This is a genomic window from Nostoc sp., assembly GCF_036916575.1.
In the GTDB taxonomy this organism is placed as follows: domain Bacteria; phylum Cyanobacteriota; class Cyanobacteriia; order Cyanobacteriales; family Nostocaceae; genus Nostoc.
This window is the reverse complement of sequence record NZ_JBALGC010000135.1, coordinates 21,885-48,787: the sequence shown is the minus strand read 5'-3', so window position 1 is coordinate 48,787 and position 26,903 is coordinate 21,885. Positions and strand designations below refer to the sequence as shown.

Genomic DNA, 26,903 nt, shown 5'->3' with positions numbered 1-26,903 from the left:
ACCTTCTATACCAAAAACATTTTGCTGAATGAGGGTATCCGCGCTTGGATGGCTCCTCAAGATCAACCCCACGAACAATTTGTATTCCCTGAGGAAGTATTACCACGTGGTAACGCTCTCTAATAAATAAAAACCGCTCATGACCTGAATAAGGGTTGTAGTTGGGGGTAATTGACACCATTGAGATTAAATAATTTCCTGGGTACAAGCCAATAAAGTGTCAAGATTCCCCATTTTCTAATCATCTCCCGCCTTTTGGTGGGGGATTTTTTTATATATGGTTAATATCTCTAAATTTATGTGTTATCTTAGATGAAGGTTATAAACCCAGAGCAAATGCTCTGCCCTTTTGAGACTAAGACCGCTTAGGCAATAAGGAGGTGATGCCCATGATTGAAAGTAGTAAATGCATGGGTCATCAGGTTGCAGTTAGCCGGCTGTGTGCCGGGGCTGTTCTCTAAAAGTTAGCCTTAGTCATCTTGAGAGACTAAGTTAGCTCAAGTAGCTAGGCAAGCTCGGAGTTCCTTCCGGCAGTCTGGTTGCAACCTGAAGACCCGCTAGACCGCTCTGACTTAGATCACCTGATCTAAATCAGGGCGGATAGTTTTTTATAGGTGACTTTTGTTGTATCAACCGTTGCTTTTGAAAATGTTACATGGCGATGCCTGCTGCGGGCAAAGCCAATGCATTTAAGTTTTCTTAAAAATAAAAATATTTTGGCTTAAATCTTGGCAACTGACCAGATGTGAGCAATAGCAAGTTTATCTTCCTATCCTTTTTGTGGAAAATAAAAGGGGTTTGCCTTTGTCAGATGCAAGATGTAACAAATATATAGGAATTTTTTGATATGGCACAACTACTCACTGAAGCGGAAATTCAAGAACACGCAAAGGTTCTGTTAGGTTGGACTGTTGAAGACTCCAAGTTACAGACTACCTGCACATTCAAGGATTTTATCCAGGCAATTGAGTTTGTCAATAAGCTGGTGAAACCGATTGAGTTAGCAGGACATCATCCAGATATAGAGATTTCTTACAATAAAGTAAAGATTACACTCACAACACATGATGCAGGCGGGCTGACGCTGACAGACTTTGATGTAGCGCGGGTGGTTTCCCAAATCAACTAACTTTAGGGTAGAGGTACGGATTTTGTTTTGGAGTGTGCGGGTTTAAAAACCTTGATTCCTGATCTTGTGTTTGTCATCACAATACTAGACGGACTACCCTACGGGAATGCTTTGCCTACGTTTGTATAGCCGAGCCAGCGTATTTTAACTGGTGTACGATTTCCACTAGGACTAAGTATAAGAAGTGATTTTTACTGACAAGCTGCTAGTATCTAAAGCTTTGAGTAATTTAGCCAACTAGGGAGCGAATAATTTAAACCTTACTCCCTGCTTAGATATTTAGATAACTATGTGTGACAGTTATTAAGGCGATCGCTGTGATCTTGCCATCTAGATCAGATGTTTTATAATGTTATGATATAAAGATATGTTTTTGCATAAGTTAATCACATAATTTTTTAACCCTAAGTTAATCGTTTATTAGCTTTGCAAAAACTAAAATTGTAGTAGTGGCAACTATGCCTGATGCACAGGTTTCAATGATATGTCACATTTTTGAGATTTTAAGTGCAACGAATACAATTATCTAAACAAGGTGTGAGGAGTAAAGAAAAGATGTCTAATCTCTTGTGGAAATCCTTAGTGGTTAGCCCAGCAGTTTTGGGAGCAACATTGTTAGTTTCGACAACAGCAATTGCGGCTCCAAGCACAACCACTGAAGTATCAGCAGCCAAACAACCGGGTGTAACGGAAGTTACCCAACAGTCAGAAACATTGGCTCAAACAACGATAGATCAAGTTAATCGCTACAGCAACGAAGGCAACCAAAATAACTCTCAGTCTCAAGTAACATCGGTTTCTCAATTTTCTGACGTACAACCCACTGACTGGGCATTCCAAGCATTGCAGTCCTTAGTTGAGCGCTATGGTTGTATTGCAGGTTACCCAAATTCTACTTATCGCGGTAATCGTGCTTTGACCCGTTATGAATTTGCCGCTGGTTTGAATGCTTGTTTAGATCGGGTTAACGAATTGATTGCCACAGCCACAGCTGACTTGGTAACCAAACAAGATTTAGCTACCTTGCAGCGGTTACAAGAAGAATTTTCCGCAGAATTAGCAACTCTACGCGGTCGCGTAGATTCTCTAGAAGCGCGAACTGCTGAATTAGAAGCTAATCAGTTCTCCACTACCACCAAACTAGTCGGTGAAGCCGTTTTTGCCGTTAGTGATGCCTTTGGAGGTAATACTGGTGACGCTAACAATACCGTCTTCCAAGATCGGGTACGTTTAGACTTGCAAACTAGCTTCACTGGTAGAGATGTTTTGCACACACGTCTGGCAGCAGGTAATGCACAAGCCTTTTCACTAAGGGATAACGCTAATAATGATCTCACTGCTCTCGGTGATGCGGAAGGCAGACAAACATTTCAAGTCGGTAGCACTGGTAACAACGGTGTCAGGATAGACCGATTGACCTATGAAGTTCCCATAGGCCCAGCCCAAGTTTACCTTGCAGCTAGTGGCGGACGACACAGCCAATATGCTGCTGTCAACAACCCTTACTTTTTTGACGGCACTGACGACGGCGGTAACGGCGCTTTGTCTACCTTTGCTTCTGAAAGTCCCATCTATCGGATTGGTGGCGGTGCCGGTATAGCAATCAATCTACCCCTTGGCAAAGGTGGTGGGATTTTGGGAAGGACTTCAATTACTGGGGGTTACTTAGCATCGGAAGCTAATACTCCTGTTCTTGGTACAGGCCTGACCGAGGGTAACTATGCTGCTTTAGGACAGTTGAACTTTAGTGTTGGCGATCGCTTGGCTTTAGCTGCTACTTACGTCCACGGATATAGCGCAGGTGGTTTCTTGTTTGACTCAGGTTCTACATCAGATGGAACATTGGGATCTATTACAGTCGGTACTCGACAAGCTAATACTTTACAAGGTGGAGCTTCCACCAACTCCTACGGTGTGTCGGCTGCCTTTAGACCTAGCGACAAGCTGTCAATTAGTGGCTTCATCTCTTACCACGATATCACTGGCTTCGGTGCAGGTGATGATTATAATGCTTGGAGCTATGGTGCTGGAGTTGCTTTAGTTGATTTTGGTAAACAGGGTAACGTCTTGGGTCTTTTTGCTGGTGTAGAACCTTATTCCCGTAACCGACCAATTTTTGCTGGTACTGGTAATGATGTACCCTATCACTTTGAAGGCTTCTATAAGTATCGCGTGTCAGATAATGTTTCAATCACCCCTGGTGTAATCTGGTTGACCTCTCCTGATCAAAACAGCGATAACGATGATGCATTTATCGGTACGCTCAGAACAACTTTCACCTTCTAGAGTGTTGACTATCTACTGACAATTTTGAACTCTATTTCTCCTCGCCATCAGGCGGGGCTTTTTGTTGTCGATAGCAGCAACGAATAAACCCCAGTAGGTAACCGGAGTATAATAGAAAAGTTAGAAGTTATGAGTTATGGCGAGTTTTTTATGAATAGACCACAGTAGGTGGGCATTACAATGCATTGGTGTCAACTTCAGCCAAAACCCCTTTAAAACCTCGTTTATAGCCTCCGGCTCTTAATGCTTGTTATTGGGCTGCTGCCGCGAGTAAGGGAGGCGGAGTCTCAATGAATAGCGCAGCCTCTTCTCTACGAGAGGCTACGCTATTGGTTGGCGTAGCCCGCCGTAGGCATCAGAACTTTGTAAGAGAGGAGCGTTACTTTTCAAGACAGGCATCAGAACTTTTCAGACAGATTTTAGGTTGAAGAAAAATCTAAAATCCAAATTGAATAACTCCTAACTCCTAACTTCTAACCCCTAACTCCTAACTTATTACTGCTTGTGGAACTATCTTGTAAATCGGAATATGCAATTTTGGCCTTATTAGAGATGGCAGCTCACTACGAAAGCGGCGAACCGCTGCAAATTCGACAAATTGCAGCACAACAAAACATACCCGATCGCTATCTGGAACAGCTACTAGCAACCTTGAGGCGTGGAGGTATAGTCAAGAGTCAGCGCGGATCAAAAGGTGGCTATCTGTTATCGCGAGAACCTCGAAAAATCATCCTTTTTGAAATTTTGGAATGTTTAGAAGGGTTAGAGGTGCGGACTTGTGAAGAAAACGTTAATCTCAAAACGGTAGACAGTTCGGTTATAGAAGAAATTTGGCAAGAAGCAAGTCACGCAGCAAATTCAGTGTTGCAAAAATATACGCTCCAGGATCTTTGTGAAAAACGAGATTCACGGCGGCAATTGGATATCATGTACTACATTTAGTCAAGAGTCATTTGTTATTTGTTATTTGTTGCTTGTAACTACTAACCAATGACTAATAACTCATAACTAAAGAACTAATAACTAAGGACTAAATTATGCGAATTGCTCGTAACATTACAGAACTGGTTGGTCGTACACCCCTAGTGCAGTTGAACCGGATTCCCCAAACAGAAGGATGTGTTGCTGAAATTGTGGTGAAACTGGAAAGTATGAACCCATCGGCATCAGTTAAAGACCGGATTGGGGTGAGTATGATTAACGCTGCCGAAGAGGAGGGGCTGATTACTCCTCTTAAGACAGTATTGGTAGAACCCACCTCTGGAAATACAGGAATTGCCCTAGCAATGGCAGCAGCAGCTAAGGGTTATCGATTAATTTTGACAATGCCAGAGACAATGAGTGGGGAGCGACGAGCAATGTTGCGTGCTTATGGAGCAGAACTGGAACTAACACCAGGTATGGAAGGTATGAGTGGGGCAATTGGGCGGGCGCAGCAAATAGTTAATACTACGCCAAATACCTATATGTTGCAGCAGTTCCGCAATCCAGCCAATGCAAAAGTGCATCGGGAAACTACTGCCCTTGAAATCTGGGAAGATACTGATGGACAAGTAGATATAATCGTGGCAGGGGTGGGCACAGGTGGTACGATCACTGGGGTAGCAGAAGTGATTAAAGCCTGCAAGCCAACTTCTAAGGCGATCGCAGTTGAACCTGCCAATAGCCCAGTTTTATCTGGGGGACGTCCTGGGGCGCACAAAATCCAGGGAATTGGCGCTGGATTTATTCCCCAAGTACTAAAGATAAAATTGATTGATGAAGTGATTACCGTCACCGATGAAGAAGCGATCGCCTACAGTCGGCGTTTGGCAAAAGAAGAAGGGCTACTATCTGGTATTTCCAGTGGAGCAGCTTTATGTGCAGCAATTCGCGTTGCCCAACGTCAAGAAAATCAAGGACGTTTAATTGTAATGATTCAGCCCAGTTTTGGTGAGAGGTATTTGAGTACACCGTTGTTTCAAGACCTGGAGGCAAGATTGGCCGTTAGCGTCAGTTAACGATACATTGAATTAATGGTCAATTCTAAGCACGTTTCTAACCATTACGAAACTCTCAAAGTTAGTCCAAGTGCCAGCCAAGCGGAGATTAAGCAAGCTTATCGGCGCTTGGTTAAGTTGTTTCATCCTGACAGTAATCAGGAAACAGCCGATCACGAGCAGATAATTCGCATCAATGCAGCCTATGAGGTTTTAGGCGACAACCAAAATCGCCGTAATTATGACCAACAACTGCAAGATGACTCCCAAAAATTAAATAGCGATCGCCTACAGCGTACAGCATCAGCTCAAAAACATTACCAGACAAGACGAAAAACAGGACGGGAAGCTGACGAGCAAGTCGAGGAATGGCTGCGCCAAGTTTACCAACCAGTCAATCGTTTGCTTTGTACTATTCTTTATTCGTTAGAAGAACAAATGGAGCAATTAGCCGCTGATCCCTTTGATGATCAGTTATTAGATGAATTTCAGGAATACTTAAAAACCTGTCGAGATGACTTGAAGCAGGCACAAATTACTTTTCGCTCCCTGCCGAATCCCCCTAGTCTAGCAAGAACAGCGGCTCACCTCTACTACAGCCTCGATCAAGTAGCAGATGGACTCGATGAGTTGGGTTACTTTCCTTTGAACTACGATGAGCGTTATTTGCACACAGGTCATGAACTATTCCGCATAGCTACGAGATTGCACTGTGAGGCACAAGTTTCAGTTAATCAATAGTTTAGGAGGCTGTATTTCTTGCCTTTGGTAAGCTGAGAAAATATATAATCGCAGCATCCCCTAAACCTTGTGTAGCGATCGCACCAGCCCCAGCAATCAGCAAGCTGCCGAAACCAGGTACAAATTTTAAGGCAATATCAGCAATACCGATCATGCCAGCATCATTCGTGACAGGTTAAGGCAAATTCTCTTGAAAAGCAGTCATCTTTCAAACTCCAAGTTTGAGGAGCATTTTTCTCCGTATATTATTCCTCTAACCACTGACAGAGAAATTAGTTTATCCTGGAAACAGAGAAAGATTAAGAAATTTTAAATTTTGCTTCAGTTGAATCATGCAATGTATTGTTAATCGCCGCGCCCAGTTTTCGGCAAGTCATCGTTACTGGTTGCCAGAACTGAGTGAAGCCGAGAATATTGAGAAATTTGGTGCTTGCTCTAGATTTCCGGGACACGGACATAACTATGTCTTATTTATCTCCCTAGCCAGGGAATTGAATGAATATGGTATGGTGCTGAACTTGTCTAATGTGAAACACGTAATTAAACGCGAAGTTACCAGTCAATTGGACTTCTCTTATCTCAACGATGTGTGGGCAGAATTTCAACAAACTCTGCCCACCACTGAGAATATTGCACGGATCATCTGGCAGCGGTTAGCATCCCATTTGCCTCTAGTCCGTGTGCAGTTGTTTGAACATCCTGAACTTTGGGCAGATTATATGGGAAACGCAATGGAAGCCTACCTCACCATCAGTACTCACTTTAGCGCCGCCCATCGGCTAGCTCATCCTAACCTCAGTAATGAAGAAAACACTGAAATTTACGGTAAGTGCGCCCGTCCTCACGGTCACGGACACAACTACCATTTAGAAGTTACCATCAAAGGGGAAATTGATCCACGCTCCGGCATGATTGTTGATTTAGGGGCATTGAATCAAGTGGTAGAAGATTATGTGGTAGAGCCATTCGATCACACCTTTTTAAATAAAGACATTTCTTACTTTGCCGAAGTTGTGCCCACTGCTGAGAATATCGCACTTTACATTGGTAATTTATTGCGATCGCCTATTCAGGAATTGGGAGCTAAACTTTACAAAGTGAAACTGATTGAAAGTCCTAATAACTCCTGTGAAATCTACTGTACTGAGTCAGAATCAAATTCAGCCAGTGCAGGCGTGAATCAGCCAGTATTAGCCAGAGTTTAGCTAATTGGAAATCCAGGCATAGGACATAGGGAATTTATATAATCCCCATGACAGCAGTTGCTTCTCCTGTCGGAGACGCTGCGCGTAGCTTGCTTCCCTGTAAGGGTACAAGTCGGCAGAGCGCAAGGGCGCACTGGCTCCCCAATGCCCAGCTAGAAAAGTTTACTAACTAAACAGTTGAAACCAGGTAGCAAAGGATTTGTCAATTCATCTTGATTAAATAAAGTAACTGCTAGCTTTAATGCAGCCTGCTCACGATGATAAACCTCAACTTTTTTCTGTATAGAATCGCAAATCCAATATTCCTGAACCCCTTGCACCGAGTACAGCTTTAGCTTTGTTTCCTTGTCGCGTTTCTCATTTTTTTCGCCAGGTGACAGAACTTCTACTACTAACTCTGGTGCGCCCGTGAGGTGTCCAGCTTCATCTAGCAAGTGTTTTAAGCGTTCATGACTTGCCCACACCACATCAGGGATCACATTGTCAGAATCTGAGAAAATAATTCCAGGTGCGATGTCTGACGACAAGCTGCTCCGCATCTACGCAGCTTTACCCAGACCAGTTTCATCTGACCAATTATTAAGAACTGTAACAATCTTGCCACAACTCGATTGATGATCCCAGTTCGGTGCTTTAGTCACAAATAGTTCTCCATCAATAATCTCATAGCGATTTCTGCGTTCACGAAGTGTCTCGGAACGAGAATCGCCAGCAAATAGCTCTAGGTCAGCAGTCGTCCAACGCAGTGGAGTTGTTTGCATAGAAACCCCCTAGCATTTTCCTTTCATCATATTTTAAAAATACCGACGACGGGCGGAATGTCGCAAATAGCGATAAATCCCCCAGGCTAAAACTCCAAAAAAGAGATTTAGTAAAAAGCGAGTAAATATAAACCACAAAATATCAGTATCAAAAAGCTTCGACGGACTCAAGGGACTTAGAATCCTGGCTAAGAGAAACAGCCCAAAAATAGCATTTCCACCCAGCACGAGGGCAAACAGCACTAAACTCCTCTGCCAGTAACGGCGCTGGGGTGTACGGTCTGAGATCAGGGTAATGGCGGGTTTGCCTTGCACTTTTCGCAGTAATTGTTCTAGTCGCCAAAACATCCACAATAAAAATGGAAATAAACCATAGCTAAGGAAACGCAGGGTTAGTGAGTAACGCCAAGCACTAGATAGGACATTAACTAGGGCATGACAGATTACAGAATTTAGCCAAGCCCGAAAAATGAACTTCCTGTCTCGATTTAACCGAGTGTTGGAGGAAATATAAATTCCTAAGGCATATCCCCAAGGCGCAGAGAACATGGCGTGGACTGGCGTGCCGATAGTCCGGTCAAGAATTGATGCGGTACCGTGGAAAAGGTAAATCCAATTCTCTTCGGCAGTGAATCCGAGGGCAACTGCTACAGTGAAGAGAAAAAGGGTAGAGTGAAGTAATCGATACCTGCGTTGCAGATAGCAGGTTGGGACAACAACCGCTACCAACTTGCAGCCTTCTTCAATTGGGCCTACTTCCACAAGCTGCCGTAAGGCTATACCAGTAAGCGTAGACGCGCAGCGGCTTGTCGGCAGACATAGCTGAATGTGATGCCAGTCCCCAATCTTGTTGGCTACAGTTTCAAAAATCCATTCGAGGCTAAGGGCTAAGATTCCAGATATTGTCCCGATGATAAAGAACATCAGCAACCTTAACAGAGGTGGGGCAAATGGCACCCGATAGTAGTAGTACCCTAGCAGCAGCAAGGGTGGTATTGCTGCCCACAGCAGTAAAGAAATAATCAACCACTCACCTGAGCGATCGCTGTACGATGACGGTGGGTATTGTTGGTGATAGTGGGAGTTTGGAAACCCGCCTCAACAATAGCTTGCTCAATGTCCAAAGCAAAATATTCATCTAAATACGGTTCAGTACTTTTGAGCAACGTCAAAATGTAGGCTGGCATTTTCTTGTAAACTTCACATTTGGGATTCATGTCCATGATTGCCAAGTAGCCACCTGGACGCAGCACGCGCCGCATTTCAGCAAAAATTTGTCGGGTTGCCGACTGGGGTAATTCGTGGCACATCAAGAAAATTGAGACTAAATCAAATGAGGCATCAGGTAGCCCAGTAGATTCAGCTCGGGCATGAAGCCAATTAATTTTAGCTTGACGTTGTTGAGCGCGGTAATTGGCAACAGCTAAGAAGTAGGGAGATAAGTCCAAGCCTGTGATTTTGGCATGGGGATAAATTTCTTGCATGGCAAAGGTACTCAAACCTACAGCACACGCCAAATCTAGAATATCTTGGGGTTGATTGGGGATTTGGGCTTTGAGAATATCGTGGTAACTTTGGCGCAGTTTAGCATCTCCTTCGGCTCCAGCATCTTGCCAAATTCCGGCATGGACAGTACGAGCAGCAACTTCTAGCTCCCAAGCGGCTTTCCAACTGAGGTCTCCACCTTCGTAGGCATGGAATGACCGTAAGTAGTATTCTGGGTAGGAAAGCTGAGGATTTTCTACTTGAGCTAGATCAGCCTTCCAATCACGCGCCTGTAGTGTTTCGACTTCTTGCGTCCAAGGCACGCCAATTCTTTCGGCACGTTTAATCATCATTTGTCTAGCTTGATGCTTGGCTAGGTTGGCCAAAGGCTTGATTGCCAGTACGCCATTTACCAAGCGGGAAGCGAAGCCAGGAGTAGTATTTACAGCAGCGGTCATAAATTAATTCGCGTTCAACAGCTTTTTTTACTTATGACATACTTGCTGGAGTCCAGTCTAGATGCAAATTGAATTACATAACCGCAGTCTGCCTCCCCTGACTGACCTCTGAAAATTAATGTCATGGAAACTTCACATTATGACATCAGTCTAATTTGCCTTATTTTGCAATATTCGGCTTGAGAGCTAACAACATCTCTAATTCACTAGTAGATTTATCAGGGCTAGTGGCGGTAATACCAAAACCACGAATGGAACCCAGGATAGTGATGGTATCAGCGTTAGATGAGATAAAACTATTGATCAAGGGCACAGTTTTAGTTTTGTCCATATCTAGGTAGAAATAACCGCCGTTGGGCTTTTGCAAAGAATCAGTAACGGCTTTGAAAGCGTCGCTATTGTTGAGAGATTGATTCTTGCGATCAGCAACTGCGTTAGCAATTGGGCCACCAACAGCTACAAATACAGTGTCTTGATCCAGCCAACCATGCGCCAATAAAGCTCCTTGTCTGGGGATTTGCCATTCAGTTACGTCTTTACCACCAATATTTCTGTTGGCGACGTTGATTTGTTGGGTTTTGGCGAGGGTATCCAATTTCGTCAAGGTGGCTTCGGCAGTTTGGCGATCGCTAGTATCAAATACTAAAGCACCTCCAAAACCAACACTTGCTAACACTCCTTGATTAGATGGAATCGCACCAAAGGCGAATTCTCCATTCATCCAGCCAAAAATATCCTTATCCAGGTTAATATTGACAAATTTCAGTTGTCCTCGTACTTGTTCCAGAGCTTGCTTCATTTGGGGATAATCTTTTGACTGTTCTACTAACGTTTCCCAGCCACGACTGATGCCATTTCCACTAATCAGAGCAAAGGTATCAATTGGAAATTGCCCCACTATATTCCCAGGACTTGATTGATACTGAAATTTATTTAGTTGCGGATCTAAATTGGCGATCGTTTTTACCCGCACTCCCGCATCATCAACACCAACACCCGCGACTACAGATTTTATCTGCTTGAGTTGCGTCAGAGTTTGTGAAGGTAACTGCTTTGCCTGCGGACTTGCGGCTGCTAATTGCTGTACCATGCCTGCATAATCTGGTACATAAATTTGGGCGAGGCTGTTTTTGACATCTACTCCTTTATTGAGAATGCTGCTGGCACCTTCTTTACTGGCAAAAGAAGACTGTCCCTTAAACGTGTCAATTGCTTTTTCTACAGCTTGCTTTTCGGGGGCAAATACCAAGTGACTATTATTTAAAACTACGCTATATGTCGGCTTGCCATTTTCTGTAGTTTCGATAATTTTTTGACCTTGATAGTCAGATTCTTGGAATTTCACCCCCTTTTGTGACTTCAATTTATTAGCAAAATTTAAGGCACTGAGTTTGTCCTTGATTCCTACTACTATCAGGATATTCGGTTCCTTATATGCTTCAGACGGCACTTTTAACTGCGCCGATTTAACCGGATTTGGTGGCAGTACAGCAATCATTACACCACCAGCCCAAGGCTTTATGTCTTTTTCATAAGAAACGTTACTATTACTGAACATTTGCTTATTGAAATCTTCTAAACCTTTTGCCACTAACTTTTGTGCTTCTAGAGTGCCAAACTGCTGTAACTTTGCCCAGGCTTGAGAGTCAGTAGTAATATAAGTTGCCATCAATGCTGTTGAAGGTACTACTTTAGCACTGCCTAGAGCGTCTAAGCTACCTCCTGATGGACCTTTAAAATACGTATAAGCCGCTATACTTCCTGCTACAACTACAGCAGCACCAGCAGCAGGAATCAAAAACTTTGATTTACTTTCAGGCATTTTATTATCCTCTTTTGCTCAGATTGTCACCGAGATTTATACAAGTGTCATTGTAGAGTTCTCGGATTTATTGATAATTTCGGCTCATTGATCGGTATTTACTGATAAAATTAGTAATCCTATAAGTTAGTGGTCTAAAATTACTCTAAAGAATACTTCAATGGGATGAGGGGCAAATCCGCAAATGACATACTGTTCATCTCAAACAAAATAGCCTGCTCAACAGCGGCAAGCTATTCTAAGTTATAAGAATAATTAGGAGTATTTGTACTTAATGAGAATCTACCGAGGAGCAAGAGACTCTTGACTCGATGACAAAAAAGTGCAAAACATCAGAAAAAGTAGATGCGGAAGGGATATGGAAAAAGTTCAAGGATCGGCAACCGACCTTCGGAAATTCGGGTGAGATTAATTTCAATTCCCCAATCCCAAACAAGAGTCATTACCCCCATATTGCCTTGTTGATTTGGGAAATACAGACACCGCTATTTTGCTTAACTACATCCACCAGCCAAGCCAGACTTTTCAGGATTACAAGGTCAGTAAGGATCAATGTCGAAGTCTTATTTTGATACAGATAATAACGGACACAAACCTTTTGAGTTACCGGGAGCAAGACCACACTACAACCCTGATCGCCCCGGACAGGTAGAGCATATTTTTCTTGATCTCAGCTTGGATATCCCCAAGCAAAGCTATCAGGGCAGTTGTAGTATTCGCCTCTTGCCAATCCGTAATGGCATTGACCGTTTAACTTTAGATGCTGTTAACTTGAATATCGAGTCTGTGCAGGTGGACGATGTGCCACAAAATTTTGACTACGATGGGGAACAGCTTTCCATCCAACTTTCTGAGGCGACCCAGATTGGTAAACGCTTGCTAATTGCGATCGCCTACTTGGTGGCAAAACCGCAACGCGGTATTTATTTTATTCAACCAGACAAACACTACCCAAACAAGCCCACACAAGTTTGGACTCAGGGAGAAGACGAAGACTCTCGCTTTTGGTTCCCCTGCTTTGATTATCCAGGACAACTGTCTACTTCAGAAATTCGCGTCCGCGTCCCCAACCCTCTGGTGGCGATTTCCAACGGCGAACTGATTGACACCACAGAAGATGGTGATTACAAAATCTACCATTGGTCACAGCAACAAGTTCATCCTACCTACTTAATGACTTTGGCAGTCGGTGACTTTGCCGAAATTCGGGATGAGTGGAACGGCAAACCAGTCACCTACTACGTAGAAAAGGGACGGGAGGAAGATGCTAAACGCAGCATGGGCAAAACTCCCCGTATGATCGAATTTTTGAGCCAAAAGTATGGTTATCCCTATGCTTTCCCGAAATACGCCCAGGTTTGCGTCGATGACTTCATTTTTGGAGGGATGGAAAACACTTCCACAACCCTGTTAACAGATAGATGCTTGCTGGATGAGCGCGCCGCCTTAGATAATCGCAACACAGAAAGTTTAGTTGTCCACGAACTCGCGCACCAGTGGTTTGGTGATTTGGTGGTGATTAAGCATTGGTCTCATGCTTGGATTAAGGAAGGGATGGCTTCCTATTCTGAGGTGATGTGGACAGAACAGGAATATAGTCTCCAAGAAGCAGCTTACTATCGTTTATTGGAAGCTCGTCGTTACATTAGTGAAGATAGCAGCCGCTACCGCCGTCCAATGGTAACACATGTTTACCGGGAAGCTATTGAACTTTACGATCGCCACATCTACGAAAAAGGGTCTTGTGTTTATCACATGATTCGGGCCCAATTGGGAGATGAATTGTTTTGGCAGGCAATTCAAACATTTATCGAAGATAATGCCCACAAAACCGTAGAGACAGTTGACTTACTCAGGGCGATTGAAAAAGCCACCGGACGTAATCTTTTGTTCCTCTTTGACCAATACGTTTATCGTGGTGGTCATCCCGATTTTAAAGTAGCTTACTCTTGGGATGGGGATGCTAATTTGGCAAAAATTACGGTAACTCAAACCCAAGCTGCTGAAGGTAAAAATGGCAGTAAAGATTTGTTTGATCTAAAAATACCTATTGGTTTTGGCTATGTACAGCAGGATTCAGCTGCCAAACTCAACCCTTCATTATCCACACTGACTACTTTCACTGTACGGGTGAATGAACGTGAACAAACCTTCTACTTTCCACTAGAAAATAAGCCCCAATTTATCAGCTTTGATGTGGGGAATAATTACCTGAAAACAGTAGCTTTGGAATATCCATTACCAGAGTTAAAAGCACAGTTAGAATTTGATTCCAACCCGATTTCGCGCATCTATGCAGCGGAAGCTTTGGCAAAAAAAGGTGGGTTAGAAGCAACGAAAGCACTGTCTGCGGCCTTAAAAAATGACCCATTGTGGGGTGTGCGTGTGGAACTGGCTAAACAATTAGCCCAAATTAATTTAGACCAAGCCTTTGATGGCTTAGTTCTTGGGTTAAAAGATAAAAATGCCTACGTGCGACGATCTGTAGTGGAAGCACTTGCTCAAATCAAAACTGCTGAAAGCTATAAAGTGGTGAGAGGGCTGTTGCAAAAAGGCGATCCCAGCTACTACGTGGAAGCAACAGCTTCTCGTGTAATCGGGGCGATCTCTGCGAGGGGCTTCGCCTACGCATCTGCAAATTTGGAAGAAAAACCCAAGGAAGACAAGGTATTAAAGCTGCTAAAATCCGTTTTAGAAGAAAAGGCGGGTTGGAATGAAGTTGTGCGGAGTGGTGCGATCGCCGGTTTAGCTGAATTCAAAACCTCGGAAGCAGCTTTAAATCTGCTGCTCGAATACACCAAACTCGGTGTACCACAACCCCTACGTTTAGCCACAATTCGCGCTTTAGGAAAGATTTCTGTAGGTCAAAGTCCGGTTAATTTGGAACGGATTTTAGAAAAATTAACAGAACTAGCCAAAGAAACCTTCTTTTTAACGCAAGTAGCGGTAGCCGCAGCATTAGGACAAATGGAAACACCCAAAGCAGTCAGGATTTTGCGATCGCTAGCTGAACAAACAGCCGATGGGCGTGTACGTCGTTATGCTGAAGAAGAAATTTCCAAAGTGCAAAAGAATATTGGTTCAGAAAAAACCCTGCGTCAATTGCGTGAAGATTTCGACCAACTCAAACAACAAAACCAGGAATTGAGAAGCCGTTTAGAAAACTTGGAGGCCAAATCTAAATAGCACCACATGATAATTAAAAGTAGCTAATTGGTAATTGATAATTGTGGCAAAACCAATACCACTTACCAAATTTATAACAGTAGCTGAAAGCTCGGTTCATTGAGGGTATGCCTAACTAATCAAATGCAGCGAAGGTTGCAATCTACTAGGGCTGAGTTTTAAGTCACCTGTAATGCTGTTTTATCAACTTCATTATGGACGAGTGTTTTAGAAGACTATCATCGCAGAAGTATTCAGGCAAAGCTAAATGGGTGTCTAAGACAGTCGGAATTTTCAAATGATTAAATCCAAGACAGTAATAGTACTACTGCTCCATGTAACTGTTAGTAAATAAAGTTACTTAAATTTCGCAGTTTATTCAATTTGCATACATAGGTAAATATTTATATTTTTATAAGCAATGGTTAAGAAAAGATAAAACCATCTGAAAGTTGGATAAGTAGTTGTAGTTTTATAAAGTATAATTAAGAAAAAGATAAACAAATGTAGGCAGTAACATAGGCTAAAATCGCCTCGAACAGTACCCTCAAAGGGTAAAGTTCTAGTTGTTTTAGATAAAAGACTACCGCTATCCTGAACTTGCAATTAACTTGTGGGTCAGGAGAAAAATAATCATTGTGAATTTTTCAGTTGAAGAGGCAAAAAAAGGCGTGGGTCAGTATCAACCTGCTCAACTAAAACTCTATAATCCAGATGCGATCGCTCGCTACTATAGTTACCGTCCCTGGCTAGCCTGGTGGCGATTGCTGAGAATTATCTGGTCTTTTGCAGGATTTATACTCAGTCTGAAGTGGGACGAATGGCAAGATCAAGTTGAGCAGAACAAGGGTAAACGAGCTATGCAGTTGCGAGAACTGCTCACGCGCCTCGGCCCGACTTTTATTAAAGTTGGTCAAGCCCTCTCTACCAGGCCTGACCTAATACGCAAAGATTTCTTAGAAGAACTGATAAAGTTACAAGACCAGTTACCACCTTTCGATAATGCGATCGCTTACCAGATTATCGAAACTGAGCTAGACCGTCCAATTCATGAAAGCTTTAGCGAACTGTCACCTAACCCAGTAGCTGCTGCTAGCTTGGGTCAAGTATACCGTGGTCGTCTGGTCAGCGGCGAAGAAGTCGCAGTGAAAGTGCAACGCCCCAACTTACGCCCGATTCTCACACGCGACCTCTATCTATTGCGGTGGGCGGCGAGTTGGGTAGCTCCCTGGTTACCCCTCAATCTCGGTCACGACCTAACTTTAATTGTGGACGAGTTTGGCATCAAGCTATTTGAGGAAATTGACTATATAAATGAAGGCCGCAACGCCGAAAAATTTGCTAGCAACTTCCGCAACGACCCGCAAGTCAAAGTTCCAGGCATTTACTGGCGTTATACCAATACCCACGTTTTAACCCTAGAATGGATTAACGGCTTCAAGCTAACGGACACTCAACGCATTCGCGAAGCAGGTTTAGACCCAGAAGCGATCATCCAAATTGGCGTTACCTCAGGATTGCAACAGCTTTTGGAACACGGCTTCTTCCATGCTGACCCTCATCCCGGTAATTTGTTTGCTGTGTCTGATGGTCGTATGGCTTATATTGACTTTGGCATGATGGATCAGTTGGAGGAAACCACCAAAGAAACGCTAGTCGATGGGTTAGTGCATTTGGTGAATAAAGACTACACCGACTTAGCCGAAGATTTTGTAAAATTGGGATTTCTGACTCCAGACACGAATGTTTGCCCGATTGTACCAGCATTAGAAGCGGTGCTGGGAAACGCCATTGGCAAAAATGTCAAGGATTTTAACTTCAAAACTATTACCGATGAGTTCTCGGAACTGATGTATGAATATCCTTTCCGAGTCCCGGCGAAGTTTGCTTTGATTATTCGTTCCTTGGTGACTCAGGAAGGTATTGCCCTCAGCCTCAACCCGAATTTCAAAATTGTTGAAGTGGGTTATCCCTATATAGCACGGCGGTTGCTGACAGGGGAATCGCCGGAATTACGGCGACGATTATTGAATGTATTGTTCAAAGATGGTAAATTCCAGTGGCAGCGGTTAGAGAATTTGATTGCGATCGCTCGTACTGATAGTAACTTTGATGTATTGCCCACAGCCCAGATGGGGTTTCAATATTTAATGTCGGAAGAAGGTAAGTTTCTGCGGCGACAGCTGGTGCTTGCTCTCACTGAAGATGACCGCCTCCACACCGAAGATGTCCAACGCCTGTGGAACCTGGTTAAAGATGACTTAAAACCGGATCGTTTACTAAATGTAGCGATCAGTATTTTAACAGAGTTATCCAGAGAAGGCGCAGCCGCTATCCTCCCAAAAGCTATATTACTTGGGTCTTTTGCTGGGAACCAGTCAATAAATAAAAAGTAAAGAGTCTTTAATATTAATTAGGAGTTTTCATGTACTATTTTCCTGTGCAACCGCCTTATTTTCTATTACTTGTTGGCTTTCTAACAGCATTAACATCTGGTTTGGCATTATCGGGCACTTTGAAAGTAATTGTGCAGAAATGGCCAAGCGAACGTACAGAAAATACTAAACCGCGTTCTTCACTGAAACAATTACTTGTACCATTTATCGGCATAACTGGCGGTACTTGTCTATTTCTGTCTTCAGGCTTAGAAATATTTGGCTTTCCCTCCTCTTTAGCTTTAGGAGTCGGTCTACCAATTAGTCTGCTGACTTGTTTGCTAGTTTGGTTGCAGCTGGGAAGTATGATGACCTTTATAGAACGCGAAGGTATGCAATCTCTAGATTTAGATTCTTAGATTTTATGGTATAATTTAAAACAATATGGTTACAGCGCTTTTCAAGTAATTGAACTATACTACTCCCAGTCTCAGTCATGGTCTAAATACGTGAAAATAGCTGTAAGTTCTTATTAACTGAACTCTCTTGAAATATAGGACACTTCACTAATATACAAATCAACCTAAATGCTCACCCGCGATGGTGAGCATTTAGATTTTTGGGATGATGATTTATCAAGGCTTTGTCGAGATGCAATTAATCACGTCTTCACATCTGTTAGGGCTTGCATGGGATTTAGTAATTGAATAAAAATAGGTACTATTACAGTAGTCAGCACCCGCATCATATATGTAAATATAGTGTTTGATTGAAATCGGAACAAGTTATATAATTCTGCTGTTTGTAAACGTATTTTTGAGCTTAGTTTCAGTCAAATTTTAATTTTTAAATAAAACCTTATGAACCAAGAAAAACCAGACGTTTGTTTTTGTAGTTTAGCTTTGGGTAAAAGATATCGCTCTCATGCTTTCCTATTAGCTCAAGATATTGAAAAGCATTCGCCGGGAATATACTTAATAGTATTAACAGATAAGCCACAAGAATTTAAAAAATATTCTAATGTTTTGGCATTTAAACATGAACAACAGAGCATTGGTTGTTACCACGATAAAAGGTTTGTAATTGCCAAAGCAATATCACTGTTTAATAGTTGTATATTTGTCGATGCAGATATCAGAATATTAGATAAGTTACAACCAGACATAAAATGGCTTGCTGGCATAACAGCAAGAAGTTGTACCAGTATTGTGAAACACAATCAAGAATATATTAATTCCGTAAATGATGCTTACAAGGCAAATAGAGCTAGACATTTAACCATTCTGAGCAAGCTAGCACAAAAGCTAGACCTGGATTTAAAAGATACTAATATCCAGTTTGTGATGGAAATGTTATTTATAGTTACAAGGCAAGATGGACGGGAAATCGAATTTATCAGGCACTGGGAAACCATTGCACTTTACTGTGAGTTAAATGGTTTTTATGGTGCTGAGGGTTATGCAATAGGATTAGCTGCTGCTAAGGCTGGATTACCAGTTCGATGGGATGCTATGGACGGTATTGTTTATTTCAAGGATTGGGTAGAACGCCAGAAAATCAAAAAGGGACAAGCAAATCCAGATGAAACGCTGATATATTTTCAACAGCATGAAGCGATTGAGTACCGCCAAAATTCAATTTTCCAAAAACTGGTACGTAAACTAGATAAATTTTTCGGCTATTACTATCGTTCGTTGTCTTTAAGACTGGCAGCTTTGAGTAACTTTAATTTTTATTACCGCTAATCAGCAGATACAAGGTATTTCTGCTTTGAAATAATTACAGCAGTTTTCATGTGGATGGAATACACTAATCTAGCCCCTAGCCCTAATTACTAGGCCCTTTACTTTATCCAAGTATATTGCACCACAACCGAAAAGTGCTATAGCAATCCGAATTTAATCGTGAGAAAATACGAAGATTCTTTTGCTTAATTATTTAGTAATTCTATTCTTTAAATTACGATAGTTAAGCTTAATATTATTGACTTTTTGATTGAAAAAACTTGTAGTAATCTTTTGCAGACGCATTAACGGACTCTGACGCTTAAAGCTTTTGGGTCTTTTTTCTGGTGACTTTAAATATCTATAATGCAAAAACACATCTCGATATGGAATATTAACATCTTCACCAGCGCAAAGCCTCGTAAAATCTGAAGAAGATACACTCATATAGTGAATGTAGGTCAGAGGTTGTTCTTGGTCGTAAAGAATATTATCTACCACATCAAATTTAGAAGTCCAATGGCAACCAGTCGCTGCACCGTGAACGGCGTAGTTATAGTAAGAGATTCCACTTCGTAAAACTAAATAGTTGAGAACTGTTTGATCGGAATCTGCCCACGCCAGTGCATCAGCTTCACCTGCTTCTAACTTTTCTAGTAAGTTTGCTAACATAGCATCGTCAAAAACACCCTTTTTAGAAGCAAACCAACCAGAACAAAAAATATGCTTACTAATGTTTTCTAGAGAAAAAACTTTTTCTAACTTATCTTCTGTCCAGTTAAAAATATAATTCAAATCCGATTTATATTGAAAGTCATTTGTGACCCAATTGTATTCATCCAACTTCTGATAGACATCATTGAGTGGTTTCATCAACAACGTATCTCCGTCAAAGAAGATAAACTTGTCAAAAGGACCATCCAGACAGCAAAGTTTTCGATGCCTTTCTATGCGATAGTTGTCTGGCAGGCCAAGTTTTTGCCACAGTTTTAACGCTCTTGGATGAGCTTTCCAGATCCGAGTGCCAAAATCCTCCCAGCGAGCTATGGAAGCAGAGTCTTCAAATAAGGTGACATTATCTCTAGCTGCAATCTCTGCTTTTACCTTGTCTAACCGCTCATTATATGGAATTACACAAACAGGAATTTGTCTACCAGCATTAGTTTCTATGCTATTAAGTAAAGCAACTAGTTGGTCATAGACAACATCATTCGCTAAGGTGTAAATACCATCAATCATTGAAATACTCCTAATATTAAGTGCGGGCAGCAACAAAGGGAAATAAACGGCGAGTTAGTTTGGGGATGAAGGCGAATTTACCCTCATGAAGATAGCGATAGTGTTCCCATAATTGCCAATAGGGACTACCAGTTTTAATCCGCGTACCAGCCCAGTGGAGATATTTTAGCCGTTGTCCTCGGTCATAGAGGGCGTAGTCTTGCTGTTGGAAATTTTGCGAACCTGCCCAACTACCAGGTCCTCCCCCAGGAACTTTGACGAGATTACCACGCTTGGCAATTAGCTTGAGCACAAGATAATTCAAAATGGGTTGGTCTGTAACTCCTTCAGAAAAATCAAAATATTCACGATGCGCTGTACATTCTCGCAAACCTTCATCCATCTGTTGTTCGGTAATAATTCCTTTTCTCGAAGCCCAAAAGCCACTGTTGAAAACGTCTTGAAGTTGGGCAGCAGAAAAAATTTGCTGCTCTTTCACAAATGGAGAAAAGATATTTCGCAGCTTGTCATTAGCATGATGGTAATCACAACAGAAGAAATCGACTTCTGAAAGCTTGTCTAAATTGTCGGCGATTTTTTCAAAAACGACAATATCCGTATCAATATAAATAAACTCATCTAATGGGCCAAACCACGCTACCAATTTACGCATTTTGTTGGGTAAGGCGAGGAAATCCCGATCAAAAATTTCTCCGATGCGTTTGGTAAATTTATCAATAAGTTCTAAATCTGGGAAAATTTGAACGTTGTGTAAGGTAGCAAGCTGTTCTGCTACCTTGTGATAATTGTCATTAAAAGGTATGAGATAAACAGTCACTTCTCGGTCATAGTAACGAATGCTATTTAGTAAAGCGATCGCATTATCGATAACACGATCATTGGCAACAATATAAATTCCCCGACTCATAAATTATCCTTGGTTAATTAACTTAAATTTTTGTAAAGCTTTTGTAAGTAAATTTTGTACTGGAGCGTCATTATAATTCTTAGGAGGATTTTTAAAGACGGGGCGCTTCTCTGGTTCGTGCAAGTAACGATAATAGAGAAATAAATCTCGATAAGGAAATTCAATATTTTCTCCAGCACACACTGCTTGATTGATATTAGGAGAAATACCAATGTAATGGAGATAAGTTAGTCGATTGCCTTTGTCATAAAGAATTTTATCTTTTTCTTCAAAATGTTCAGAAGTAACAGAGTTACCTGTTATTTGATGACTTGGTAAGTGATGGGCAAAGTTATAAACTGGAATACCAGACTTCATAAACATATAGTTGAGAACGGGTTGATCTCCTGTTAAATAGAGTATTTCCCTCTCACCTGCTCTCAAATTAGATAATAGATTATCTAATTTTTCTGGTTCAAATAGACCTTTTTTAGAAGCGTAAAATCCTGAACAAAATATTTCTGTTAAGATGCGATTTTTTTCAAAAATTTGTAGTAGTTTAACTGAATTAATTTTATAAACTTTATCTGGATGTTTAAACTGAAAATCGTAGACAACACAGTTATATTCATCTAATTTCTGAAAAATAAAATCTAGTGAATTCATCACTAGAGTATCGGCATCCAAATAAACAAACTGCTCAAAGGGACCATCAAATGCACAAAATCGTCGATGACCACCATAAATTCTGTATTTATTTTTGTTCATACTAGCAGGACTGGCCTCTAGCATAAATTTATCCCAGCGGTTGATTGATGTTTGATTATCGTAAAGAAATACATTAGGACGTTTAGCTATTTCGTCAGCAATCCGCTGTGTCTGATCATCGAAAGGATAGATACAAACAGGAGTTTCTTTACCTAATATCACATCAATACTGTTGAGCAAAGCTACCAGTTGATCGAAAACATAATCATTAGCAAGAGTACAAATACCATTCATAATTTATGAGTGTTGAGCAACAAAGTTTGACAACCAGTTAAGCAGATTTAATTTGTGTAAGATGATTTGACGTGCCTCTGCGATCGCATCTTTAGCGGCATACCAAGCATCAGGTGTAGCTGTCACTTTTTGGATGTAAGCAATGCCTTTTTCATCTAAACTGGGCAATCTTAAAAAACTACCCGGTGGCAATAATTTATCAGCAGCCGGGCCACCATAATAAATTGGCAGACACCAAGCAAGCAAACTATCCCAAAGTTTCTCGCTCACATACCAATTATTGTCAGCATAGTTTTCAATTGACAGATTATAATAGTATGGTGCCATTCCATACCACTTATTACCCAGTTCTCCCGACTTTTTCGCCCATTCTGGTAAGTTACGCCCATATAAATCAAATTTCATGCCACTAGATTGTAAGGATTGCAAAAAGTCTAAACGCTGGCGATGATTAACTGTGCGGCTAATTCCTGAAGTAATCCAACTACATGGGGCAACCTTTTGGGGCGGTGGCATTTCATTTAAATCTTGAAATGAATTTGAGTGATACCAAATAGCAGGCATATAGTCGGGAGTGGGAGCAAAATCATCAGGACCAGAAACGTAGCCGCAATACTTCTGGGCTTGTTGGTAATTATGATTATTTATTTCTACAATTTCATCTAAAGGTGGTTCTCTTAGTAAATAAATTATCCGCTCTTTGTTGACATCATGCAGTAGAGAATCAATATTTACTACTGATTTTTGCTGGCGTTTACGTAAGTTATCTAACCAAGATTTTTGCGGCGATGCTTGGGGAAAATCAAATTGATACATCAGCAGAAAATCTGGTTTTGTTGCTATTGCCTGCATTTGCATATTGCCCCAAACTCCAAATTGATTGGGGGTTTGTTGCCATAGCCAATCGGCTCTGGTTTCTAAACCTTGATAGCTGCTAATCATACCTACAGTTTTAATAGTCATTTTAGTTATTAGTTATTAGTCATTAGTCATTTTTCCTTATGCGATAAGTTGGGGAAGTAGAGATTCATCAACATAACTAAGGATTTTTGCCGCTCGATTTTCCCAAGAAAACTGCTTGACAAATTCGATACTATCTGGATAACCTTCTACTTTTCTGGGATGAGTTTCTAAAACCCGCTTCAGACTTTCGGCAAATTTGCTGGGGTTATCTGGCTCACACCAAGCAGTAATGGACAGAGTATCTTGAAACTCAATTAATGAAGGAATTTCCGTCGAGACAATAGGAGTTCCAGAGGCGAAGTAGTCAAAGAGCTTTAAGGGAGATGTGAAAGTTGCCGCTTTTCCTGAACAATGAGGGTGAGCTAAAACATCGGCTGCTTGTAGCAAAGATGCTAACTCATTATGCAAGACATAGCCCAAAAATTTAATATTATGAATCTGTTTTTCCTTTACCAATTGCTGATAATATTCGACTTCTGTTGGCTTCCCACCGGCACAGACAAATTGTACATTAGGCATTTCATTAGCTACATCAATTAGTACATCAATACCTTTAAATTGCTGTAACGCTCCGGCATAAACTACCAATTTTTTGCTTTCGTTTTGCAGTAGTTTTTGACGCCATTCTGCAGCTTTTTCTGGTTGTCTCTGCATAAACAAGCGATTAAAACCATTGTGCAGCTTAATTACTTTTTCTGGTGGCATACCATTTTTAATCATGCTTTCGCGGATGGTGTCTACAACCGTGACAGCAATTTGCAACAGCGGATTTGTGACAATTTCTGGCTCAAATGGCTTGTCTTCGTAGTGGTGGTGTTCATAAATTGCAGGAATGCCATTTTTGATGGCAGCTTTGACAAAATTCCAGTTGCGACTGTGGACAAGTTTGGTAGTTGGAAGTATGTGAAATGGTAAATAATACTTGCTGGCAATGGTGTTAGAGTCCGTAAATTTACTTCGAAAATGGTCAATTGGCCAAGGCATCGGTAAGGGAGCAACTTTTAGTTTGTCATGGAGGTTGTAATATTTAACAAGTTCCGTTGGTGTTTGTCTGGGTTGAAAAGGACGAGCTAGATTAGCTAGATTAATAGCTTTTACACCTTTGTCAGGATATACCAAAACTGTTGAGTATCCTAAGTTGGCGGCAGCATTAGCTGCATTTGTAGACTGTACTAGGTGAGCCTCAGGCTGGGGTAACTCTTCACTGATGAAAAAAATGTAGTGTTTTTTTAAATTAGTATTTATCATAATTTTAGATATTAATACTATTCTCAAATTTTTCTAAATTACCGAGCAGATATATAGCAGATTCATAAGTTTCAGTAATTAATCCATTTTGTTCTTCTGTAGTCGATATCAAATTATCAGCTAGAGAGCGGAGAGAGCTAAGGATGAGATTAAGAGAAGTCCGAAACTCAATGGAGATATGATTAAAGCTTTGAGAATAGATACTTATAACATCTTGATTTTGCTCAGAAATTGAAATGAATTGTCCCTTGATTTGCAAGTTAATCACATCTTCAAAAACATCTATGGTGTTGAGAATTCTCCAAGCTGATTTATAAGAGTCTTCAATTAATTCCTGCCGTTCTTGAGAATTCTCTACAAAATCATCAAGTAATAAGCGCAGTAACCCAATCATCGAGTTCATCTGCGTGCGAATTTCGTGAGAGATGCGGAGCCAGCTTTGATTGTGTTTAGTAGCTTCAGGATATTCAGCAAATTTTTTGGAGTTTAGGCGCATTGCCTTAAGGATTTTTGTCTGAATCAAGCTTTTATTAGGGCGATCGCTAAATTGCATTGAGTACAAGCGTGAGTAGTAAGCACCCCTTTGTAAAAGTTCTTCATGGGTTCCCACCTCTACCACTTGTCCTTGATCTAATACGGCTATTTGATTGGCTTTTTGGACTGTGGAAAGGCGGTGAGCAATTACTAGGGTGGTGCGATCACGACTCAAATCATCAAGTGCAGTTTGTACCAAGCGTTCGGAAACGGTATCTAAAGCGCTGGTGGCTTCATCTAAAATCAGAATTTCTGGATTTTGGAGGAGGGCGCGGGCGATCGCTAATCTTTGCCTTTGTCCACCAGATAACATGACGCCGCGATCGCCAATCAAGCTGTCAAATTGCTGAGGCAATTTGCTAATAAACTCATAGGCATTTGCCCGCTTGGCCGCTGTAATAATTTCATCCTCAGTAGCTTCTTGTCGCCCATAGGCGATGTTATTTCGCACCGAGTCATTAAAAAGAAAGGTATCTTGACTGACAATTCCCATTCGCTTTCGCAGGGATATAAGATCGAACTCCCGCAAATCGGTGCCGTCAATAGTAATACTGCCAGCGATCGGGTCATAGAATCTGGGCAAGAGGTCTGCCAAAGTGGATTTCCCAGCACCAGAACCGCCTACTAATGCTAAGGTCGTGCCACGCGGTAAATATAAATTCACATTTTTGAGTACTAACTTCTCATGACCAGGGTAGGCAAAGCAAAGAGAATTAAAAGACACTCCCTCTTCTAATTTTGTGTAGGGGAGCTTACCTTTGCTCATGAACGGCTTATCGTGCAGGCTTAAAAACTCATTGGTCATATCTATACTGGCGGCGGTACTGGCAAAGTTGCTGCGAATAGTATTTAACTGAGAAATCAATGGTAGCACTCGCAGCAGCACTAATAAATATGTCAAGAGTACGGTAGAAAGAGAAGAAACCTGGTCAGCAAACAAGGTTTTACTCAAAAGTACAATCAGCAGTAAAGCTGTAATACCCATCACCTCACTCAGAGGTGTTATGACTTCCGAATTCACCTGAGATTGGAAATCTGCTAATTCGCGATCGCGAATTAATTTTTTAATCCGTTCATATTCTTTTTCTTCATTTCCCGTCGCCTTTACCAATCGAATTCCATTCAGGGTTTCCAGCACAGAGATTGAGTATGCTCTAGACATTTCACTCAGCTGCTTCCCAAAATTTTTAGACCGGAAAATCGCATATTGATTTATTAACGTTACCAAAGATAGCAAAAGCGTAGCAGCAATTGTCAACTGCCAAGAAATTGACAGCAATAAACCGACAAAAACTAAAATCGTGATTCCCACGATAACTATCTTGACTGTACTACCTATAGCACTTGCAGCCCGGCCAATTTCTCCACCAAGACGATTGATTAAATCACCAACCTTCGTTTTGGCATAATAATCTATATCAATTTCTAGTAATAGCTTTAACCCAGATTCGCGCATATCTGAGGTCAGCTTTCGGGTTAAAGAACTTGATGTTAAGCTGCCGGCATAAGTAGCTAAGTTCTTTAAAATAATTGTGAAGATAATTGCCCCAGCCATTATTCCTATACGGTAAGTTTCTGGAGTATTATCAAAGGGAGATATCATCTTTCTTAAGATGGGAGGGGCGCTGCTTAAATCTACTTCTTGCCCCACAATTTTTAAAACCACTGGGACAATTAAAGCTGTACTTATACCATTAAATAAAGCTCCAGAAAATCCTAACAATATTGTCAGCAGAATCAAACCTGGATAGGGTTTAGCGAATCTTAGTAGTAGTTTTCTGGTAGACATTGGATATTTTTATGTAATTTTCAATTATTAATATTATTCACAAATTACTTGCCAAACAAAGTTAATCATCAAATAAATTAAACTAAATAATCTTCATGTCTCAACTCCGTTA

General features: G+C 41.3%; 20 protein-coding genes and 2 pseudogenes. 11 read left to right on the top strand and 11 right to left on the bottom strand.

The features are described from left to right. The 6 genes and pseudogenes from V7L29_RS30410 to V7L29_RS30385 form a co-directional block, all read left to right on the top strand. A pseudogene (locus tag V7L29_RS30410) lies at positions 1-123 on the top strand (photosystem II D2 protein (photosystem q(a) protein)); the annotation flags it as partial. Between the two features lie 724 nt (positions 124-847). Continuing rightward, positions 848-1,129: a 4a-hydroxytetrahydrobiopterin dehydratase gene (locus tag V7L29_RS30405; protein WP_334693628.1), complete on the top strand. Its 282-nt coding sequence runs from the start codon at positions 848-850 to the stop codon at positions 1,127-1,129. Between the two features lie 555 nt (positions 1,130-1,684). Next, positions 1,685-3,415, top strand: coding sequence for an iron uptake porin (locus V7L29_RS30400; RefSeq protein WP_334737835.1), 1,731 nt, complete (start codon positions 1,685-1,687; stop codon positions 3,413-3,415). A 504-nt stretch (positions 3,416-3,919) separates the two neighbouring features. Continuing rightward, positions 3,920-4,357 carry an RrF2 family transcriptional regulator gene (locus V7L29_RS30395; protein WP_334693626.1) on the top strand — a complete coding sequence of 146 codons (438 nt, stop codon included), beginning with the start codon at positions 3,920-3,922 and terminating at the stop codon, positions 4,355-4,357. Positions 4,358-4,452: 95 nt separating this feature from the next. Beyond that, entirely contained in the window at positions 4,453-5,415 is a 963-nt protein-coding gene (cysK, locus tag V7L29_RS30390; RefSeq protein ID WP_334693625.1) for a cysteine synthase A, read from the top strand. A gap of 15 nt (positions 5,416-5,430) precedes the next feature. Next, positions 5,431-6,135 (top strand): J domain-containing protein, encoded by a 705-nt coding sequence (locus V7L29_RS30385; protein ID WP_334693624.1) that lies wholly within the window; start codon positions 5,431-5,433, stop codon positions 6,133-6,135. Position 6,136: 1 nt separating this feature from the next. Here V7L29_RS30385 and V7L29_RS30380 read toward each other — a convergent pair whose 3' ends face one another. Continuing rightward, the gene (locus V7L29_RS30380; RefSeq protein WP_334737834.1) at positions 6,137-6,289 is read right to left on the bottom strand and encodes a hypothetical protein; all 153 of its coding nucleotides are present in this window, start codon (positions 6,287-6,289) and stop codon (positions 6,137-6,139) included. A 178-nt stretch (positions 6,290-6,467) separates the two neighbouring features. Here V7L29_RS30380 and V7L29_RS30375 point away from each other — a divergent pair, with 178 nt between their 5' ends. Continuing rightward, the gene (locus tag V7L29_RS30375) at positions 6,468-7,340 is read left to right on the top strand and encodes a 6-carboxytetrahydropterin synthase (RefSeq protein WP_334737833.1); all 873 of its coding nucleotides are present in this window, start codon (positions 6,468-6,470) and stop codon (positions 7,338-7,340) included. A 152-nt stretch (positions 7,341-7,492) separates the two neighbouring features. Here V7L29_RS30375 and V7L29_RS30370 read toward each other — a convergent pair. The 4 genes and pseudogenes from V7L29_RS30370 to V7L29_RS30355 all read right to left on the bottom strand — a co-directional run bounded on the left by V7L29_RS30370 (position 7,493) and on the right by V7L29_RS30355 (position 11,866). Further along, positions 7,493-8,101, bottom strand: a pseudogene (locus V7L29_RS30370) (Uma2 family endonuclease). 33 nt (positions 8,102-8,134) lie between these two features. Continuing rightward, the gene (locus tag V7L29_RS30365; RefSeq protein ID WP_334737832.1) at positions 8,135-9,127 is read right to left on the bottom strand and encodes a PrsW family intramembrane metalloprotease; all 993 of its coding nucleotides are present in this window, start codon (positions 9,125-9,127) and stop codon (positions 8,135-8,137) included. Further along, positions 9,124-10,044 (bottom strand): class I SAM-dependent methyltransferase, encoded by a 921-nt coding sequence (locus tag V7L29_RS30360; RefSeq protein ID WP_334693620.1) that lies wholly within the window; start codon positions 10,042-10,044, stop codon positions 9,124-9,126. Before V7L29_RS30360 ends, V7L29_RS30365 begins: the two co-directional genes overlap by 4 nt. Positions 10,045-10,204: 160 nt before the next feature. Continuing rightward, positions 10,205-11,866 (bottom strand): DUF3352 domain-containing protein, encoded by a 1,662-nt coding sequence (locus V7L29_RS30355; RefSeq protein WP_334737831.1) that lies wholly within the window; start codon positions 11,864-11,866, stop codon positions 10,205-10,207. A gap of 552 nt (positions 11,867-12,418) precedes the next feature. Here V7L29_RS30355 and V7L29_RS30350 point away from each other — a divergent pair. The 4 genes from V7L29_RS30350 (at position 12,419) to V7L29_RS30335 (ending at position 19,151) form a co-directional block, all read left to right on the top strand. After that, positions 12,419-15,052: a M1 family metallopeptidase gene (locus V7L29_RS30350; protein ID WP_334737830.1), complete on the top strand. Its 2,634-nt coding sequence runs from the start codon at positions 12,419-12,421 to the stop codon at positions 15,050-15,052. Between the two features lie 650 nt (positions 15,053-15,702). After that, a complete protein-coding gene (locus V7L29_RS30345; RefSeq protein WP_334737836.1) occupies positions 15,703-17,427 on the top strand; it encodes an ABC1 kinase family protein in 1,725 nt (574 codons plus the stop codon). A 29-nt stretch (positions 17,428-17,456) separates the two neighbouring features. Then, positions 17,457-17,825: a hypothetical protein gene (locus V7L29_RS30340; protein WP_334693617.1), complete on the top strand. Its 369-nt coding sequence runs from the start codon at positions 17,457-17,459 to the stop codon at positions 17,823-17,825. Positions 17,826-18,266: 441 nt separating this feature from the next. After that, complete coding sequence (locus V7L29_RS30335) at positions 18,267-19,151, top strand: hypothetical protein (protein ID WP_334693616.1); 885 nt, start codon at positions 18,267-18,269, stop codon at positions 19,149-19,151. Between the two features lie 189 nt (positions 19,152-19,340). On the opposite strand, the gene V7L29_RS30330 is transcribed toward V7L29_RS30335, so the two are convergent. Genes V7L29_RS30330 through V7L29_RS30305 form a run of 6 tightly spaced genes read right to left on the bottom strand, consistent with a single transcriptional unit; the run spans position 19,341 to position 26,791 of the window. Continuing rightward, positions 19,341-20,369: an Npun_R2821/Npun_R2822 family protein gene (locus V7L29_RS30330; protein WP_334693615.1), complete on the bottom strand. Its 1,029-nt coding sequence runs from the start codon at positions 20,367-20,369 to the stop codon at positions 19,341-19,343. A gap of 16 nt (positions 20,370-20,385) precedes the next feature. Next, entirely contained in the window at positions 20,386-21,276 is an 891-nt protein-coding gene (locus V7L29_RS30325) for an Npun_R2821/Npun_R2822 family protein (protein WP_334693614.1), read from the bottom strand. Positions 21,277-21,279: 3 nt separating this feature from the next. After that, entirely contained in the window at positions 21,280-22,257 is a 978-nt protein-coding gene (locus V7L29_RS30320; protein WP_334737829.1) for an Npun_R2821/Npun_R2822 family protein, read from the bottom strand. A 3-nt stretch (positions 22,258-22,260) separates the two neighbouring features. Continuing rightward, positions 22,261-23,220: a glycosyltransferase family 10 domain-containing protein gene (locus V7L29_RS30315; RefSeq protein WP_334693612.1), complete on the bottom strand. Its 960-nt coding sequence runs from the start codon at positions 23,218-23,220 to the stop codon at positions 22,261-22,263. 36 nt (positions 23,221-23,256) lie between these two features. After that, complete coding sequence (locus V7L29_RS30310) at positions 23,257-24,468, bottom strand: glycosyltransferase (protein ID WP_334693611.1); 1,212 nt, start codon at positions 24,466-24,468, stop codon at positions 23,257-23,259. 4 nt (positions 24,469-24,472) lie between these two features. Beyond that, positions 24,473-26,791, bottom strand: a complete 2,319-nt coding sequence (locus tag V7L29_RS30305) for an ATP-binding cassette domain-containing protein (protein ID WP_334737828.1) — start codon at positions 26,789-26,791, stop codon at positions 24,473-24,475. Positions 26,792-26,903: the final 112 nt, after the last annotated feature.

Bases quoted from the DNA above. Each gene is read 5' to 3' on its own strand.
- V7L29_RS30405 (WP_334693628.1), top strand. From the start codon at position 848: ATGGCACAACTACTCACTGAAGCGGAAATTCAAGAACACGCAAAGGTT.
- V7L29_RS30400 (WP_334737835.1), top strand. From the start codon at position 1,685: ATGTCTAATCTCTTGTGGAAATCCTTAGTGGTTAGCCCAGCAGTTTTG.
- cysK (WP_334693625.1), top strand. From the start codon at position 4,453: ATGCGAATTGCTCGTAACATTACAGAACTGGTTGGTCGTACACCCCTA.
- V7L29_RS30385 (WP_334693624.1), top strand. From the start codon at position 5,431: ATGGTCAATTCTAAGCACGTTTCTAACCATTACGAAACTCTCAAAGTT.
- V7L29_RS30380 (WP_334737834.1), bottom strand. From the start codon at position 6,289: ATGATCGGTATTGCTGATATTGCCTTAAAATTTGTACCTGGTTTCGGC.
- V7L29_RS30375 (WP_334737833.1), top strand. From the start codon at position 6,468: ATGCAATGTATTGTTAATCGCCGCGCCCAGTTTTCGGCAAGTCATCGT.
- V7L29_RS30360 (WP_334693620.1), bottom strand. From the start codon at position 10,044: ATGACCGCTGCTGTAAATACTACTCCTGGCTTCGCTTCCCGCTTGGTA.
- V7L29_RS30355 (WP_334737831.1), bottom strand. From the start codon at position 11,866: ATGCCTGAAAGTAAATCAAAGTTTTTGATTCCTGCTGCTGGTGCTGCT.
- V7L29_RS30350 (WP_334737830.1), top strand. From the start codon at position 12,419: ATGTCGAAGTCTTATTTTGATACAGATAATAACGGACACAAACCTTTT.
- V7L29_RS30340 (WP_334693617.1), top strand. From the start codon at position 17,457: ATGTACTATTTTCCTGTGCAACCGCCTTATTTTCTATTACTTGTTGGC.
- V7L29_RS30335 (WP_334693616.1), top strand. From the start codon at position 18,267: ATGAACCAAGAAAAACCAGACGTTTGTTTTTGTAGTTTAGCTTTGGGT.
- V7L29_RS30330 (WP_334693615.1), bottom strand. From the start codon at position 20,369: ATGATTGATGGTATTTACACCTTAGCGAATGATGTTGTCTATGACCAA.
- V7L29_RS30325 (WP_334693614.1), bottom strand. From the start codon at position 21,276: ATGAGTCGGGGAATTTATATTGTTGCCAATGATCGTGTTATCGATAAT.
- V7L29_RS30320 (WP_334737829.1), bottom strand. From the start codon at position 22,257: ATGAATGGTATTTGTACTCTTGCTAATGATTATGTTTTCGATCAACTG.
- V7L29_RS30315 (WP_334693612.1), bottom strand. From the start codon at position 23,220: ATGACTATTAAAACTGTAGGTATGATTAGCAGCTATCAAGGTTTAGAA.
- V7L29_RS30310 (WP_334693611.1), bottom strand. From the start codon at position 24,468: ATGATAAATACTAATTTAAAAAAACACTACATTTTTTTCATCAGTGAA.
- V7L29_RS30305 (WP_334737828.1), bottom strand. From the start codon at position 26,791: ATGTCTACCAGAAAACTACTACTAAGATTCGCTAAACCCTATCCAGGT.